A 13,477-nucleotide genomic window follows, 5' to 3' on the forward strand; every position below is an offset into this window, starting at 1 on the left:
CCCTATTCGGCTCATCAAATGAGCCGAATACCCATTTTATTCGGCTCACCGCCGGTCAGGATCTTTGCGTCATTGACGAGCACTGTTCTTGTGATGTTTTCAACTGTGCTTCAAATGTCTGCAATCCCACGTGCATTTCCTGTAGCGCGGCAATTTTCAGGGCCAGTTCCTGCTTCTTGTCTGCGATTGCCTGGTTCGCCCGCTCCCAAGGCAATGCATCGCCTATGTGGCCTGCAAGAATTTCCTGCAACTCCTTGAGCTTGAACCCCAATTGCTGCGCGCACTTGATAAACATCAGCAGCTCAACGTTCTGCGCCGAATAGACCCGGTATTGGCCCTGACGCTGTGCCGCAGGCAGCAGCCCAATTGCCTCATAGTGACGAATCGCCTTGATGGTCGTGCCCGACAACTGCGCGGCTTTGCCGATGTACATGAAAACTCCTTTTTTCCGTTAAAGCGCCGGCCTGTTTCAGCCATGTATCCCGCTGCGCCGCAGTGGAGCCCAACACCGGCCCAAACAGCAGCGTCTTTGCAGTCTTGACACCACAAAGCCCCAGCGTGGTCTTGCGCATCTGGTGGATGCCCGGCATGCGATAGAACCAACGGTAATACCATGGCGGCGTGTCCAGGGTCACCAGTAAATGTGCCGTTCGGCCGTGGAGCAGTTTGTCAGGAAAAGCCTTGCCCGCTCGGTATTTAAAGGCAAAACCGGGTAGGAAAATTCGGTCGATAAAGCCCTTCATCAACGCCGGGATGCCACCCCACCAGATCGGGAAAACAAATGTCAGGTGAGTGGCCCACAGGATGTCGGATTGCGCGCTGAGCAGGTCGGGCTCCAGCGGCTGAATCTGGGTGTAACCGTGATGAAGGACGGGGTCGAAAGCCAGGTCGCCCAAGCGTACGACACGTACTTCATGGCCGGCGTTTTTTGCCGCCTGGATGTAGGTATCAGCCAGGGCTGAACAAAAGCTAGAGGCGGAAGGATGGCCGAGGATCACCAGGGTACGCGGGGTCATGGGGAGGTCCTGAACAGGGCGTTCCAGGGTAAAGGCTGCTGCATAGGGGAGAGTCAAGTCAGTAGTCTGCAATGGCCAGCAGGACGTTTCTGTAGGTATTGAAGGGGCCTTCTTGTAACGACCTTCGCCCCTTGTGACCGTCAATGCGCCTGACTAGCCTGCCTCAAAACTCCAGAGTGACATGGCATGAGCGAACCCTCTATCGGCTTGACCACACCACCAGCGGGCTACAGTGACTGGCTGACGGACCTGAAAGGCCGTATTCATGCGGCGCAACAACGCTCAACACTGGCAGTGAATCGGGAATTGGTGTTGCTCTATTGGCAGATCGGCCACGACATTTTGACCCGCCAGGCGGAGCAGGGCTGGGGCAGCAAAGTCATAGATCGACTTGCCCAGGATTTGCGTGCGGCCTTTCCCCGAATGAAGGGTTTTTCGCCGCGTAATCTCAAGTACATGCGTGCTTTTGCCGAGGCGTGGCCAGATGCTGAATTTGTGCAAGAGGTGCTTGCACAATTGCCCTGGTATCACCATTTGGCATTACTGGACAAACTCCCCGGCCCCGAAACCCGCCGCTGGTACATAGCCCAGGCGATAGAGAACAACTGGTCGCGTAACTCGCTGGTGATGCACATCGAAAACCGCTTGTTGGATCGCAGTGGCAAGGCGGTCAGCAACTTCGAGACCCGCCTGCCCAAACCGCAATCCGACCTGGCGCGTGAGTCGCTGAAAGACCCTTACCGTTTTGACTTCCTCAGCCTGGCCCTGGACGCGCAGGAGCGCGACATAGAAAACGCCTTGATCAAACACGTCACCGACTTTCTATTGGAACTGGGCGCCGGTTTCGCCTTTGTCGGCCAGCAAGTACTGCTGGATGTCGGAGGCGATGAGTTCTTTGTCGATCTGCTGTTCTATCACGTGAAGCTACGCTGCTACGTGGTCATCGAACTGAAAGCCGGCAAGTTCAAGCCCGAGCATCTGGGGAAGCTGAGCTTTTATCTGGCTGCCGTCGATGCCCAGCTTAAACATCCACAAGATGGGTCCACCATCGGCCTGCTGTTGTGCAAGAGCAAGAACGAAGTCGTCGCCGAATATGCGTTGCGCGATAACAATCGACCGATTGGTGTAGCGGAATATCAACTGGTTGAGTCGTTGCCCGCAGAGCTGCGAACCAGCCTGCCAAGCATCGAGCAGATCGAGCGGGAGCTGGCGGGTTAAACCGACTGATAGCCTCAAAACCCCGGCGGAATATACCCCGGCACAAATGGCACATTCAGGCACTTGCCATGCAGGATCCGGCCATCCTCAATTCTGAACAGCACGATCTTCTTCGCCTTATCCACCGTGGCTTCCAGCTTGCAATCCGAACTGTGCCCGACTTGCTGGTAATACTCGGTGTACACCATCCCGTTCCCGGTGTGATTCATTGAAGTCCCGGCGGCTTCAGTGGTTGTCCATGAAGAGGATTTGTGCCAGGTCATCACTACCTGCGTGTCGCCATTGGGCGCATTCTGCTTCTTCATCGAGTCGGGCTTGCCGAATAAATCCAGCGCCTCTTGCACGTCACGGCCTTCCCAGCGCGACTGTGCAATCAGGTGACACCCGTTGATAAACAGCACGGAGGGCAACAAAAGCCCAGCCAGCAACAGCCTTGTCCATGTAGGCATCGTGAATCCTTCTTATAGGTGAGTGTTGCTCAGCGCTTGTTGCCCAGCATGTCGTCGAGGTCATCGATCATCTGGCTCTTCTCCTGAGTCGGCCCCAACTGGTCGAACATGGCCTTGGTGGTCTGGATCATCTGCAGGTGGGTCATCTTGCCCATGGCGATGGTGTCCTTGCTCTTGCCCGGTTCGCAGACATACGCGAGCGTGCGGTCGAGCCAGAACTCCTTTGGCGTCTGCCACGTGTTGGAGACTTTCAAGTGCGTAAGGGTGTAGGAAAACGGTGCAACCGACTGGCCATTGAGAAAGCGCACCTTGCGCGTGGAACACTGCACTTCGATGTTGTACACATCGATCATCGGCTTGCCCGGTTCTTCATAAACCACCGTGACGGCCACCAGTTTCGCGCCCTTGTTGTGGTTCGATGGAACCACCGAAGTGCGGTCGGCCACATACATGACATTTTGATGGGCCCGGCCGCTGCCGTAGATGATCGACCAGTCGCCGATCGGTGTTTCTTCATCGGCCAATACCGACGTTGTGCTGATCAGCAAGACGGGCAGCAGTGCCAGGCAGCGCCCGACTGTGGTTAAGGTATTCAATAGCGTCCTTCCTTGAGGCTCGAAATAAGCGAAGGACTTTATTGGTGAGGCGGTGCCGTCACAATTAGGGCGAGTGTGCTAATGGCGCTTTGCTAGTTAACCAAAAAAGCCTGCGTTTTAAGGCAGGCTTAGTGTGTGCAGCAGTTGAGTTAGTCCTTACGCGCCGTCAACGCCGAGTAACCATTCATCAAATTACGATAGTTAGGAATGCGCTGGGACAACAGATTCCCCAGGCCTTCGATGTCGTTGCGCCAGTCGCGATGCAGCTCACACGCCACCGAGAACCAGTTCATCATCTGCGCCCCGGCTTGCGTCATCCGGCTCCACGCCGCCTGCTGCACCGTGGTGTTGAACGTGCCCGACGCATCGGTGACCACGAACACATCAAACCCTTCCGCCAGCGCCGACAAGGTCGGGAAGGCTACGCAAACGTCCGTGACCACACCGGCAATGATGATCTGCTTACGGCCGGTGGCTTTGATCGCCTTGACGAAGTCTTCGTTGTCCCAGGCATTGATCTGACCAGGGCGAGCGATGTAGGGCGCGTCCGGGAACATCTCCTTCAGCTCTGGCACCAGCGGGCCGTTGGGGCCTTGCTCGAAGCTGGTGGTGAGGATGGTCGGCATGTTGAAGAACTTGGCCAGGTCGGCGAGGGCCAGGACGTTGTTCTTGAACTCGTTGGGCGAGAAGTCCTGTACCAGGGAGATGAGGCCGGTCTGGTGGTCGACCAGCAGGACTACGGCGTCGTCTTTGTTCAAGCGGTTGTAGGTTGCAGTGCTCATGGTTGGATCCTTTTTTGTTTAGGTTGGTTGGGCGTTGCGTTCAACATGGGCACAGATTAATGGGTGGCCTGCGAGGGATAAATCGGCTGGGATAGGTAATACCGTCAACTCAGACGAGACAATTGTTGCGCGGGCAAGAGGACAACTCTGTTTCGTGACAGGAAAATGTAAGGAAAAAAATCTCACGCGTGAGCTATTGAGTGTGGCGAAAATAGCCTGTAGATTTTCTCACGCGTGAGTTTTTCACAGCGAGGTCAGTACCATGAAAAGCAGCTCTCCATCGAGCCCGCCAGCAGGGCCCGATACCGATTCAGCCAGCCTTCCGGGAGAGCGCTCGAAGCCGTCCGCGAAAAAGCCATCGAGCTTTTACATGAAGCAGATGCGCGCGGGCCTGGCGGCCGCCGGCTATGTGAAACACGAGACTTGGGTGCTTCCCGAAAACCGAAGCCTGCTCAAGCAGATGGAGAAACAGCTTCGCCAGCCGATCCTGGCTGGCTCATTCATGTCGGAGAATTTCATGAGCGCAGGTAACAACTGGAATATCGATCGCCTCTTCACGGCGCTTCAGGCCCTGGACGAGGTGGTCTCCAACGACATTACGCTTTCTCTGGTTCAAGGCTCCGAGTCGAGCATCAAGCTGGAGATGAACGACTTCGGTGGCTTGCCGATTTACATCGCCGTGGTGGGCGAGCAGATCATCGTCGACACCGTGCTGGTCGATGTCGAGTCCATCAACGATGTCGCGAAATTCAATGACGCGGTACTGCGCAGCCGGGAAATGTTCCCGCTGTCTTCCATCGGTATCGAGTCCATGCCTAACGGGCAGGTGGTCTACAACATGTTCGGCGCGTTGAGCTCCGACTCCAGCCTGACCAACATCGTGACCGAGGTGAAAACCCTGGTCGACAACGTGCAACGCGCCAGCGAAGCCTTTGAACGTTTCTTCAATTAAGCATTCGGGAGTATCCAATGACTCAATCCATCTGGAGCAAACTGTTCACCGCGCTGCGCGGCGGTGCCAGCGAAGTCGGCGAATCAATCGTCGACCAACAAGCCCTGCGCATTCTCGATCAGGAAATTCGTGATGCGGACACCGCGCTGGCCAACGCCAAGCGTGAGCTGGTCAGCATCATGGCCAAGCACAAACTGGCCACTGATCGCGTCAGCGAGTACGACGCCAAGATCAAGGACCTGGAGTCCAAGGCAATGGCTGCCCTGCAGGCCAATCGCGAAGACCTGGCCCTGGAAGTGGCCGAAGCCATTTCGACCCTGACCAGCGAGCGCGACGCCGAGCACAAGCAGGCCACTGAGTTCGGCGCCTACGCCGACAGCATGCGCAAGGACATCACCAAGGCCGAAAGCCGGATCAAAAGCCTGCGCCAGCAAGTGGACATGGCCAAGGCGCGCGAAAGCGTACAGAAGGCCCAGGTCAGCGCCTCCATCGCCAGCGGTGGTGCCAACGGCAAGCTGGAAACTGCCGTCGGTACGCTGAATCGCCTGCAGGCCAAGCAGCAGCAACGTGCTGCGGAACTGCAAGCCCAGGATGAACTGGCCGAGGCGTCGACCGGTACCGACCTGGAACGCAAGCTGCGCGAAGCCGGCATCACGCCGAACGAAGGCAGCGCCAATGCGATTCTGGAGCGCCTGAAGCAAAAGTCGGCCGAGTAACACTGCACCTGTGGCGAGGGCGCAAGCTCCTCGCCACAGGTTACCGGTCGCCCGGATGGTATTTATTGTGACCTCGAGGTGAGGATGGACGCCCTGAAGGGTTTCAAGACAATCGCAGGCCTGGCGCTGTTCATGGTCGCGCTGCAAGTGCTCAATGTGGCGACCGGTTACAGCCTCTTGGTCTTCGGCCTGGTCCCACGGACGCTGCAGGGGCTGTTCGGCATCCTCGCCTCACCGTTTCTGCACGGCTCTTTTGCACACCTCAGCGCCAACCTGATTGCCTTCTTGATCCTGGGCACCCTGGTGATTGTCGAGGGGCTCAATCGATTCGTGACCGTCAGCGCGATCATCATCCTGCTGGGCGGCTCTTTGGTCTGGCTGTTCGGCTTTGCGGGCGTGCACGTGGGGGCCAGCGGTTGGGTCTTCGGGTTGTGGGCCTACCTGTTATCGCGCGCCTGGTTCCACCGGAGCTGGAGCAACCTGATAACGGCCGGTGTCGTGGCGGTACTCTATGGCGGATTGGTCCTTGGCTTCCTTCCTCGCCAGGGCATTTCCTTCGAAGGGCATCTGTTTGGTGCATTCGCCGGATTTATTGCAGCCAAGGTACTTCTCTCCAAACCACGCAGCAGGTTTAATGCCGGCTGAGCGCACTTGAGCATCCAGATGTCGAGGCGAAGACGTCATCAGGAATCAAGTACCCAGGGAGTCAGGGACGAAATGTCGATTTTTCTTCTGTTGCGCCTCTACGCGTCCTCCCTCTTTCACCGCTTCGGCTGGGCAGGCCTGGTCATTGCCTTGGGTGTACACCTGAGCACGGCTTACCTGGGCCTGGTGCTTCTGGGCGAGCAACACCTCACTGCGGCCGCCACGTTTGTTTACTTCTATCTCACCACCACACTGACCGTCGGCTATGGCGATCTTGCGCCGCAGACCTCGGCAGGCCGGGTGTTTGTGGCGGCCTGGGTCATGCTCGGCGGCATTGCGCTGCTGACCGCCGCCATCGGCAAAACCACCAGCAGTGTCATCGATGCATGGAGAAAAGGCATGAAGGGCAAAGGCGATTTCACCGGCAAGGTCGGCCATACGGTGCTTATTGGCTGGGAAGGCGCGTCCAGTGAGCGGGTCATTGAGTTGTTGCTGCAAGACGAAACCTCGAACGACAACCTGATCGTCATCTGCGACTGCACCCTCGACGAAAACCCGATGCCGGGCAAAGCGGCGTTCATTCGCGGTGACAGCCTGTCCTCCACGGCGTTATTGCTGCGTGCCGGTGTACCCGGCGCCGAGCGTGTGCTGGTGCGCACCCCGTCGGACGACCTGACACTGGCCACCGTGCTGGCAGTGAATCAGTTGAATCCTGTCGGGCATGTGGTCGCGCACTTCAATGAAAGTGAAATTGCCGCACTGGCCAGCTCCTACGCGCCGCGTTTGGAATGCACTTCCAGCATGGCCATCGAAATGCTGGTGCGCGCCTCTCAAGACCCGGGCTCGTCGGTGGTCATTAATGAGCTACTGTGCGTGGGGCAGGGCGCCACCCAATACCTGATGAAATTGCCCGAGGCCTTTGAAGCCACCTTCGGCGACCTGTACACCCGGTTGAAAGAACACCACAACGCCACCCTCATCGGCTATCGCGCCAAAGGCGCCCAGCAACCGTCGATCAACCCGCCCAGCGCCACGCGTGTTGAAGGTGGCGAACTCTTCTACATCGCCTCTACCCGCCTCAAGGAAATCTCCAATGGGATGGTTTAAACAGTTGATGGGGCTTGAGGCCCCGAACGCGAACTCTCAGTCGAACCGGCCCGCCGCTGAAGCCCTGCCGACCACCGGTCCGCTGGGCCTGGCTCCAGGCAAAGGCGTGATGTTCGACACCACCCTGAAGTTGTTGCTCGACGGGCATACCTCGGTGGTGATCCCCGGTTCCCAGGAAATCTGGAGTAACGGCACCGTCGACCTCGGGCAGTCGACCTGGCTGTCGCGCTACTACATGAACGACGAAGATTACTGGTTGCAGGTGCACACCACCGGCGACATCGCCGGGCAGGTCGAGTCCGTCATCCTGTTCAACTACCTCAGTTACGTCACCCTCAGCAGCGAAGCTGAACTGCGCCGGCTGGCGGGGCCTCAGAGCCTGATCGGGTTGCCGACCTACACCCACAATGGCGTCGAATACACGCGCGTATGGGGCAGCGAGGAGGGCCAGACTGAATTGGTGGCAATGAGCGAGCACGTGATAAACCCCGAGGATTCCTACAGCGTCGAGCACCGCTCAATGCTATATGCCCGTGACACAGGCCTGACCGATCGACGGGAGTTCCTGTTGTTTTCCGTCGAAGAAGACGCGGAAGGCACCATCAGCCTGAGCACGTCGCTGGGCATTTCGCTGTACACAACCGACTTGAACGCGCTCTAAAAAAGGACGAAACATATGCTAGAAGCTCTCTCCATCTCCCTGAACAAAGCGGCTGTGTTCGGGTTTGTCATCTACATCCTCGGGGCTGCGGTGTTGTTCGCGGTGTTCCAGTTCATCTACACCCGTATCACCCCGCACAAGGAGTTCGAGCTGATCCGTGCGGGCAACGTCTCTGCGGCGGTCGCCCTGGGCGGTGCTATCGTCGGCTTCGCCATTCCGGCCAGCAACGTGATTGCCTACTCCATCAACCTCCTCGACTTCGTGGTCTGGGCAGTGATCGCCGCCGTCGTCCAACTGTTGGCGTTCCTGCTGACCAGCCTGGTGCTCAAAGGCACGTCCGAGCGCATCAAGAATGGCGAACTCGCGGCCGGCATCTACGTCGCCGCCGTGGCCATCAGCGTTGGCATGTTGAATGCCGCGTGCATGACGCCTACCCAGAACTGATCGCGCCCGGAGCTCCCGATGAAACGAAGCAAGTACGTCCAGCTGTCGCTGGCAGCGTCGGTCGCCATGGCGATATCCGGCTGTGGCCCGACGGAAAAAACCTACGACCTGCAGAAGAAGTACAACTTCCAGTCGGTCCAGCAGTGCGCCGATGAAAAACTTCCGGTAGACGTCTGCTCGGATGCCTACATGACCGCCATGGCCGAGCATCGCCGCATTGCGCCGGTGTACGACAGCCAGGCCGATTGCGATGCCGATTTCGTCGCCGACTGGTGCCAGCAGGACTCCACCGGCAAGTTCATCCCCCGCCTGGGCGGTTTCGAACTGACCGCCGAAGGCCAGGTGACACAGTCCCAGGTCGATGCGGCCAATGCTCAAGCCAACTCCCAAGCGAACAGTGGCGGCTCAGGCTTCTCCACCACCAGCCTGCTGACCGGCCTGCTGATCGGCAACATGCTGAGCAACAATCGCAACAGCTACCGCTCCGAGCCGGTGTATCGCTACCGCGACGATCGCGGCAATTACGGCTCCTCGACGCTCAACCAGCGCGTCTCCAATGGCGCCACCTTTGGCCGCTCGAACCAGGCCCGCTACGGCAGCAGCAACTACACCAACACGCTGCGCACCTCCGCCAAGTCGAGCTCCGTCGCTTCGGCCACCTCCCGTGGCGGCTTCGGCAGCAAGGCCAGCGCACGCAGCGGCTGGGGTGGCGGCGGGTCGAGCAGTTAAGGAAGGCGGGCCATGAAGAAGATCCACTGCGCAGAACGTCATGACTGGAAACAGACCGCCGACAGCCTCGGCTTTCTGTTCCACACCATCGACAACGAACCCTACTGGGACGAAAGCGCGTACTACCAGTTCACGCTCAAGCAAATCGAGCACGACCTCGAAGACCCGACCACCGAGATCCATGACATGTGCATGGACCTCGTCGCGCGCGTGGTCCATAGCGAAGAACTGCTCGACCGCCTGAGCATCCCCGCGTCCTTCTACGACATGATCCGCACCTCATGGCTGGAAGGCCACCCGCACCTGTACGGGCGCATGGACTTCTCCTACAACGGCACCGGCCCCGCCAAGTTGCTCGAACTCAACTACGACACCCCCACCAGCCTCTACGAAGCCGCGGCATTCCAATGGGGCTGGCTGGAACAATGCATTGAACGCGGCCTGCTGCCCAAACACGCCGACCAATTCAACAGCATCGACACCAAACTGCACCAGGCCTTCGCCCAACTGCAAGTCAACCAGCCCTTCTACTTCGCCTCCATGAAAGACTCGGTCGAAGACAAAGGCACCACCGACTACCTGCGCCTCGTCGCAGAAAAAGTCGGCATCGAATCCCGCCATATCGACATCGAAGACATCGGCCTGACCGCCGAAGGCCGCTTCGTTGACCTCGAAGATCGCTGGATTCCCCACCTGTTCAAACTGCACGCCTGGGAGTTCATCTTCCACGAACCCTTCGGCACTGCCATTGCCCAGTGCGACACACAGTTTTTCGAGCCAGCGTGGAAAGCCATCCTCTCCAACAAAGGCATCCTGCCGCTGCTATGGGAATTCAACAAAGGGCACCCGAATTTGCTTGCGTCGCACCTGGACACTGAACCGGGTAAAGCCGTGCCGAAGGGTTGGGTGCGCAAGCCGTTCTTCTCACGGGAAGGTGCCAACATCGAACTGCAAACCGCTGATGGGCTGATTGTGAAAGAGGACGGGCCGTATACGGATGCGCCGTTTATTCTTCAGGAATTTGCACCGCTGCCACGGTTTGGGGACAGCTATACGTTGATCGGGTCTTGGGTGATTGGGGATCAGGCGGCGGGGATTGGAGTGCGGGAAGACAATAGTTTGATTACCAAGGATTCGAGCCGGTTTTTGCCGCATTTGATACTGGGTTGAGCGTCTTATCGTCATCATCTGGAATAAACGATATGAAGACGAGGGGTTGTAAACCGCCCGCTTTTGGTCACTCAATTGTCCAACAGCTTGTTGGACAATTGACTTTGGGTTTTAACGGGCATTAAAAAGCCGGCTTGTGGCCGGCGTTATTTTAGATATTTACCTAATATTCATTCGGTTTTTTCGGTTTCACTGATTTTGTCCCCCCATCTGTCCCCCCAGTTAAAGAATGCGTGTGTGATAAAACCCAGTTGCTCTACCTAATCATCTACGTGTTCAGACCTCGTTGACTCACGAGTACCCTTTTTTTGTGTCAAGACCGATTGATCCTCACAGATGAATATATTGGAAACTCTCGGCATACCCTTATCTTCGAACGATAAGCCTTGCTCGGCGAAAGCGCAGAGTCCCGGGCTAATAATCAGCAGATCAAATGCTTTGCAAGGAGGCTGGCTGAGTATCACGGCGTCCTTGAATGAGCCTACGGGTGCAATGTGATAATACCCGAGGCTATTCAAATACTTCTCAATGGCTACGCGTTGTGCATACTCATCATGTGCAACCATTATCCTAAAGGTATTTTTGCTGAGATATTTCACCTGCTTTCACCAAAGCTATCACTTTGGATCAGACGGAGAGAGTCCATCCATTTAGCCAGGCTTGAGCCGTTCATAGGCCGAGCCTTCAGGTAACCCTGTCCTTCAACACAGCCCCATTCAAGCAGTTGCCGGCGTTGATGCTCGGTCTCAATACCTTCAACCACAACAGATAGCCCCAGCTCTTTGCCCAGCGCAAGAGTACTTATAATCACTCCCTCGCAACGAGGCTCATGGCCAAGCATGCGGACGAATTCTGCATCGATTTTAAGCTCGTTGAATGGTAGCTGACACATGCGCTGGAGCGATGAAAAGCCAGCACCAAAATCGTCAATTGACAGGTTGCAGCCCATCATCCGCAGGCGAACTAAAGTATCCAGACTGGCGGCGGAGATTTCCAACAACCCGCTTTCTGTGAGTTCAAAGGTCAGATCTGATCCTGGCATATTATGCTCGGCGAGCAGCCCTCTGATCCTAGGGAGCAGGTGCATGCTGGATAGCTGCGAAGAGTGCATGTTGAAAGCGAAATTGAGGCCATGACTGCGTTTTTTAAGCTGCTGCTGCACGTGCAAACTTTTTTCCATCAGCCCAAACAGCAGTTCGTCCATCAGACCGCAACGTTCCACTGTCTGCAAGAAAAGCGATGGCGGCAATAGCCCTAGGGTGGGGTTCTGCCAGCGGGCGAGTACTTCAACCGCTTTTACATTTCCGGTCCGCAGGTTGAATTTGGGTTGAAAGTACGGGGTAAATTCCTTTGCCGCAATCGCGCGGCGAACTTCATATTCACTCGGTAGATCGATGACTCTCTGTGGTTGCACCTTAACAGCGGGTTTAGCTACGTATTTTTTTAAAAGCAGTTCTAATGGCTCGTACTTCAACGGTTTGCCAACGTCGCCAAGCAATTCAAGGCCTGAAAGAGCGGCGACCTGGCCTACTGCGCGGCGTAGGTCCGGTGATACAGAGCTGCAAACGATGATCGACTTAACCAGCCCGCAAGCGCCAGCTTGCTGAATGAATTCGAGCCCGTCCATACCTTCCATGCGCAAGTCGCACAAGGCGATGTCTACGGGCCCAACCTTTTCCAACACAGCCAAAGCTTCGTTGCCGTCGGCAGCACTAAAGACTTCTACATATCCCGACTGGCGCAGCATGTTAACGGCAATGGCGCGTTGGAACGCATGGTCTTCAAGGACGATTAGTCGAAGCGGAGAGGTGAGCATAGGTGCGATTCTCGTTAAATAGCGATGATTCATAATGCTCCAACGCCTCGCGGGAATAACGACGAATCATCAGTAGTATTTGTAGGAAATTTCCGACGGTTACGATATGGAAAGTGACTTAAAAAACCATCCGAAGCTGAACGGAGAATGTTTTCAATATGGTAGGTAACCCCAGATAACGCTTACCTACCGACAGCCGCAAGGCGCATTGATATCGTAGCTATAGCCGTATTCGGCATCAATTGAGGACATGCTGCTGTCGGTAACCTGCACAGTACGGTTAGAGCCAAATCCGGCTCGCTCGCCTGGCATGGCTGATCTGACTTTTATTCCTTTGCACTTAAAGTTGCAGTCACCCGCGATGCTCACCATTCAGAAACGCTTTTACTTAAAGCTCTATCTGGATGCCGTGATTGAGCTATAGGATGCAACCAGATAGAGGATGCACCCGGCATGCAAAGAATGTATGCCGCGGATTAAACGTATTAATTCACGGCATTGGATGGTGGCGATAGTCACCCCGCATTGAAGTCGCGATTTCGATGCTGTGATGAGGGAATATTCTTTGACGTCAACTGGGCATTAAAAAATCTATTCAGTAAGCCCTGACCTCAAAAGACAAGTTCGCCTCCAGGGTTTTCGTATCTCGTGTTTTAAATTCAGCAACGGGTATCATGGGCCGAACCTCGATCTGGACCGACAACACAGATCCTTCAGCCGTGACCCCACCACTCGTTGGTATGATCAAATCTCCGGGCGTCGCTACCAGCGAAGGAGAAGATACGCCTGGGACAGCACCGGATGTCTTAATCTGGGCAAGATCGACTCGACGGCCGTCGAGTTGAGCATTGCTCAAACTCACGCTGATGTTCCCCCGCTGGGCGAATTTGAACTGCTCGGCCTGGTGTTCTCCGAGCACGCTGAGTTCAAGTTTGGAGCCCGCTGGGCATATAGCGTTGAGACTAATCGAGCGATTCCCAAGTTTATGCATATTTCCGGCAACTACGGCATCGTTCGCTCCATGCTGAACTACTCGACCAAAGTCAACTGCGGAATTACTCACGCTGACTTCACAGTCTTGAGCGAACGCCTGACCAGCGCTTAGCAGCCCAATCAGGAGCCACGATGCAAATAAAGTAGTGTTCCGTTGATGCGAGAACTTATTCATATCTGTTC

16 protein-coding genes are annotated in these 13,477 nt (G+C 56.3%); 9 read left to right on the plus strand and 7 right to left on the minus strand.

What is annotated here, in order from left to right; all coding sequences use genetic code 11:
* Positions 1–55 precede the first annotated feature (55 nt).
* Positions 56–433, minus strand: coding sequence for a MerR family transcriptional regulator (locus tag CWC48_RS14050; RefSeq protein ID WP_100492042.1), 378 nt, complete (start codon positions 431–433; stop codon positions 56–58).
* Entirely contained in the window at positions 372–1,016 is a 645-nt protein-coding gene (locus CWC48_RS14055) for an NAD(P)H-dependent oxidoreductase (RefSeq protein WP_100492043.1), read from the minus strand. The genes CWC48_RS14050 and CWC48_RS14055 overlap by 62 nt, the downstream gene beginning before the upstream one ends.
* 186 nt (positions 1,017–1,202) lie before the next feature.
* On the opposite strand from CWC48_RS14055, the gene CWC48_RS14060 reads away from it, so the two are divergent.
* Positions 1,203–2,234: a YhcG family protein gene (locus CWC48_RS14060; protein WP_100492044.1), complete on the plus strand. Its 1,032-nt coding sequence runs from the start codon at positions 1,203–1,205 to the stop codon at positions 2,232–2,234.
* Positions 2,235–2,248: 14 nt separating this feature from the next.
* Here CWC48_RS14060 and CWC48_RS14065 read toward each other — a convergent pair whose 3' ends face one another.
* The 3 genes from CWC48_RS14065 to ycaC all read right to left on the minus strand — a co-directional run bounded on the left by CWC48_RS14065 (position 2,249) and on the right by ycaC (position 4,061).
* Positions 2,249–2,683: a hypothetical protein gene (locus CWC48_RS14065; RefSeq protein ID WP_100492045.1), complete on the minus strand. Its 435-nt coding sequence runs from the start codon at positions 2,681–2,683 to the stop codon at positions 2,249–2,251.
* Positions 2,684–2,712: 29 nt separating this feature from the next.
* Positions 2,713–3,279, minus strand: a complete 567-nt coding sequence (locus CWC48_RS14070) for a hypothetical protein (protein WP_100492046.1) — start codon at positions 3,277–3,279, stop codon at positions 2,713–2,715.
* 149 nt (positions 3,280–3,428) lie between these two features.
* Positions 3,429–4,061, minus strand: a complete 633-nt coding sequence (gene ycaC, locus CWC48_RS14075) for an isochorismate family cysteine hydrolase YcaC (RefSeq protein WP_100492047.1) — start codon at positions 4,059–4,061, stop codon at positions 3,429–3,431.
* Between the two features lie 370 nt (positions 4,062–4,431).
* Between ycaC and CWC48_RS14080 the strand changes: the two genes are divergently transcribed.
* The 8 genes from CWC48_RS14080 to CWC48_RS14115 all read left to right on the plus strand — a co-directional run bounded on the left by CWC48_RS14080 (position 4,432) and on the right by CWC48_RS14115 (position 10,485).
* A complete protein-coding gene (locus CWC48_RS14080) occupies positions 4,432–5,013 on the plus strand; it encodes a YjfI family protein (RefSeq protein WP_071493700.1) in 582 nt (193 codons plus the stop codon).
* A 17-nt stretch (positions 5,014–5,030) separates the two neighbouring features.
* Entirely contained in the window at positions 5,031–5,729 is a 699-nt protein-coding gene (locus CWC48_RS14085) for a PspA/IM30 family protein (RefSeq protein ID WP_078050361.1), read from the plus strand.
* A gap of 84 nt (positions 5,730–5,813) precedes the next feature.
* Complete coding sequence (locus CWC48_RS14090; protein WP_078050360.1) at positions 5,814–6,374, plus strand: rhomboid family intramembrane serine protease; 561 nt, start codon at positions 5,814–5,816, stop codon at positions 6,372–6,374.
* A gap of 72 nt (positions 6,375–6,446) precedes the next feature.
* On the plus strand, positions 6,447–7,481 hold the full coding sequence (locus tag CWC48_RS14095; protein ID WP_078050359.1) for an ion channel: 1,035 nt from the start codon (positions 6,447–6,449) through the stop codon (positions 7,479–7,481).
* Complete coding sequence (locus CWC48_RS14100; protein ID WP_099491088.1) at positions 7,468–8,142, plus strand: DUF2491 family protein; 675 nt, start codon at positions 7,468–7,470, stop codon at positions 8,140–8,142. The genes CWC48_RS14095 and CWC48_RS14100 overlap by 14 nt, the downstream gene beginning before the upstream one ends.
* Positions 8,143–8,157: 15 nt before the next feature.
* Positions 8,158–8,586: a DUF350 domain-containing protein gene (locus CWC48_RS14105; RefSeq protein WP_078050357.1), complete on the plus strand. Its 429-nt coding sequence runs from the start codon at positions 8,158–8,160 to the stop codon at positions 8,584–8,586.
* A gap of 18 nt (positions 8,587–8,604) precedes the next feature.
* Positions 8,605–9,315, plus strand: a complete 711-nt coding sequence (locus CWC48_RS14110) for a DUF1190 domain-containing protein (protein ID WP_078050356.1) — start codon at positions 8,605–8,607, stop codon at positions 9,313–9,315.
* 12 nt (positions 9,316–9,327) lie between these two features.
* Positions 9,328–10,485, plus strand: a complete 1,158-nt coding sequence (locus CWC48_RS14115) for a glutathionylspermidine synthase family protein (RefSeq protein ID WP_100492048.1) — start codon at positions 9,328–9,330, stop codon at positions 10,483–10,485.
* 595 nt (positions 10,486–11,080) lie between these two features.
* On the opposite strand, the gene CWC48_RS14125 is transcribed toward CWC48_RS14115, so the two are convergent.
* Both CWC48_RS14125 and CWC48_RS14130 read right to left on the minus strand, forming a co-directional pair.
* On the minus strand, positions 11,081–12,334 hold the full coding sequence (locus CWC48_RS14125) for an EAL domain-containing protein (RefSeq protein ID WP_256581649.1): 1,254 nt from the start codon (positions 12,332–12,334) through the stop codon (positions 11,081–11,083).
* Between the two features lie 562 nt (positions 12,335–12,896).
* Positions 12,897–13,469 (minus strand): hypothetical protein, encoded by a 573-nt coding sequence (locus CWC48_RS14130; protein WP_100492051.1) that lies wholly within the window; start codon positions 13,467–13,469, stop codon positions 12,897–12,899.
* Positions 13,470–13,477 lie beyond the last annotated feature (8 nt).

Origin of the sequence: Pseudomonas sp. S10E 269, assembly GCF_002798465.1 — a bacterium.
Lineage (GTDB): Bacteria > Pseudomonadota > Gammaproteobacteria > Pseudomonadales > Pseudomonadaceae > Aquipseudomonas > Aquipseudomonas pergaminensis.

Excerpts from the sequence above, each read along its gene's own strand:
- CWC48_RS14050 (WP_100492042.1), bottom strand. The coding sequence starts at position 433 with ATGTACATCGGCAAAGCCGCGCAGTTGTCGGGCACGACCATCAAGGCG.
- CWC48_RS14055 (WP_100492043.1), bottom strand. The coding sequence starts at position 1,016 with ATGACCCCGCGTACCCTGGTGATCCTCGGCCATCCTTCCGCCTCTAGC.
- CWC48_RS14060 (WP_100492044.1), top strand. The coding sequence starts at position 1,203 with ATGAGCGAACCCTCTATCGGCTTGACCACACCACCAGCGGGCTACAGT.
- CWC48_RS14065 (WP_100492045.1), bottom strand. The coding sequence starts at position 2,683 with ATGCCTACATGGACAAGGCTGTTGCTGGCTGGGCTTTTGTTGCCCTCC.
- ycaC (WP_100492047.1), bottom strand. The coding sequence starts at position 4,061 with ATGAGCACTGCAACCTACAACCGCTTGAACAAAGACGACGCCGTAGTC.
- CWC48_RS14080 (WP_071493700.1), top strand. The coding sequence starts at position 4,432 with ATGAAGCAGATGCGCGCGGGCCTGGCGGCCGCCGGCTATGTGAAACAC.
- CWC48_RS14085 (WP_078050361.1), top strand. The coding sequence starts at position 5,031 with ATGACTCAATCCATCTGGAGCAAACTGTTCACCGCGCTGCGCGGCGGT.
- CWC48_RS14090 (WP_078050360.1), top strand. The coding sequence starts at position 5,814 with ATGGACGCCCTGAAGGGTTTCAAGACAATCGCAGGCCTGGCGCTGTTC.
- CWC48_RS14095 (WP_078050359.1), top strand. The coding sequence starts at position 6,447 with ATGTCGATTTTTCTTCTGTTGCGCCTCTACGCGTCCTCCCTCTTTCAC.
- CWC48_RS14100 (WP_099491088.1), top strand. The coding sequence starts at position 7,468 with ATGGGATGGTTTAAACAGTTGATGGGGCTTGAGGCCCCGAACGCGAAC.
- CWC48_RS14105 (WP_078050357.1), top strand. The coding sequence starts at position 8,158 with ATGCTAGAAGCTCTCTCCATCTCCCTGAACAAAGCGGCTGTGTTCGGG.
- CWC48_RS14110 (WP_078050356.1), top strand. The coding sequence starts at position 8,605 with ATGAAACGAAGCAAGTACGTCCAGCTGTCGCTGGCAGCGTCGGTCGCC.
- CWC48_RS14115 (WP_100492048.1), top strand. The coding sequence starts at position 9,328 with ATGAAGAAGATCCACTGCGCAGAACGTCATGACTGGAAACAGACCGCC.
- CWC48_RS14125 (WP_256581649.1), bottom strand. The coding sequence starts at position 12,334 with ATGAATCATCGCTATTTAACGAGAATCGCACCTATGCTCACCTCTCCG.
- CWC48_RS14130 (WP_100492051.1), bottom strand. The coding sequence starts at position 13,469 with ATGAATAAGTTCTCGCATCAACGGAACACTACTTTATTTGCATCGTGG.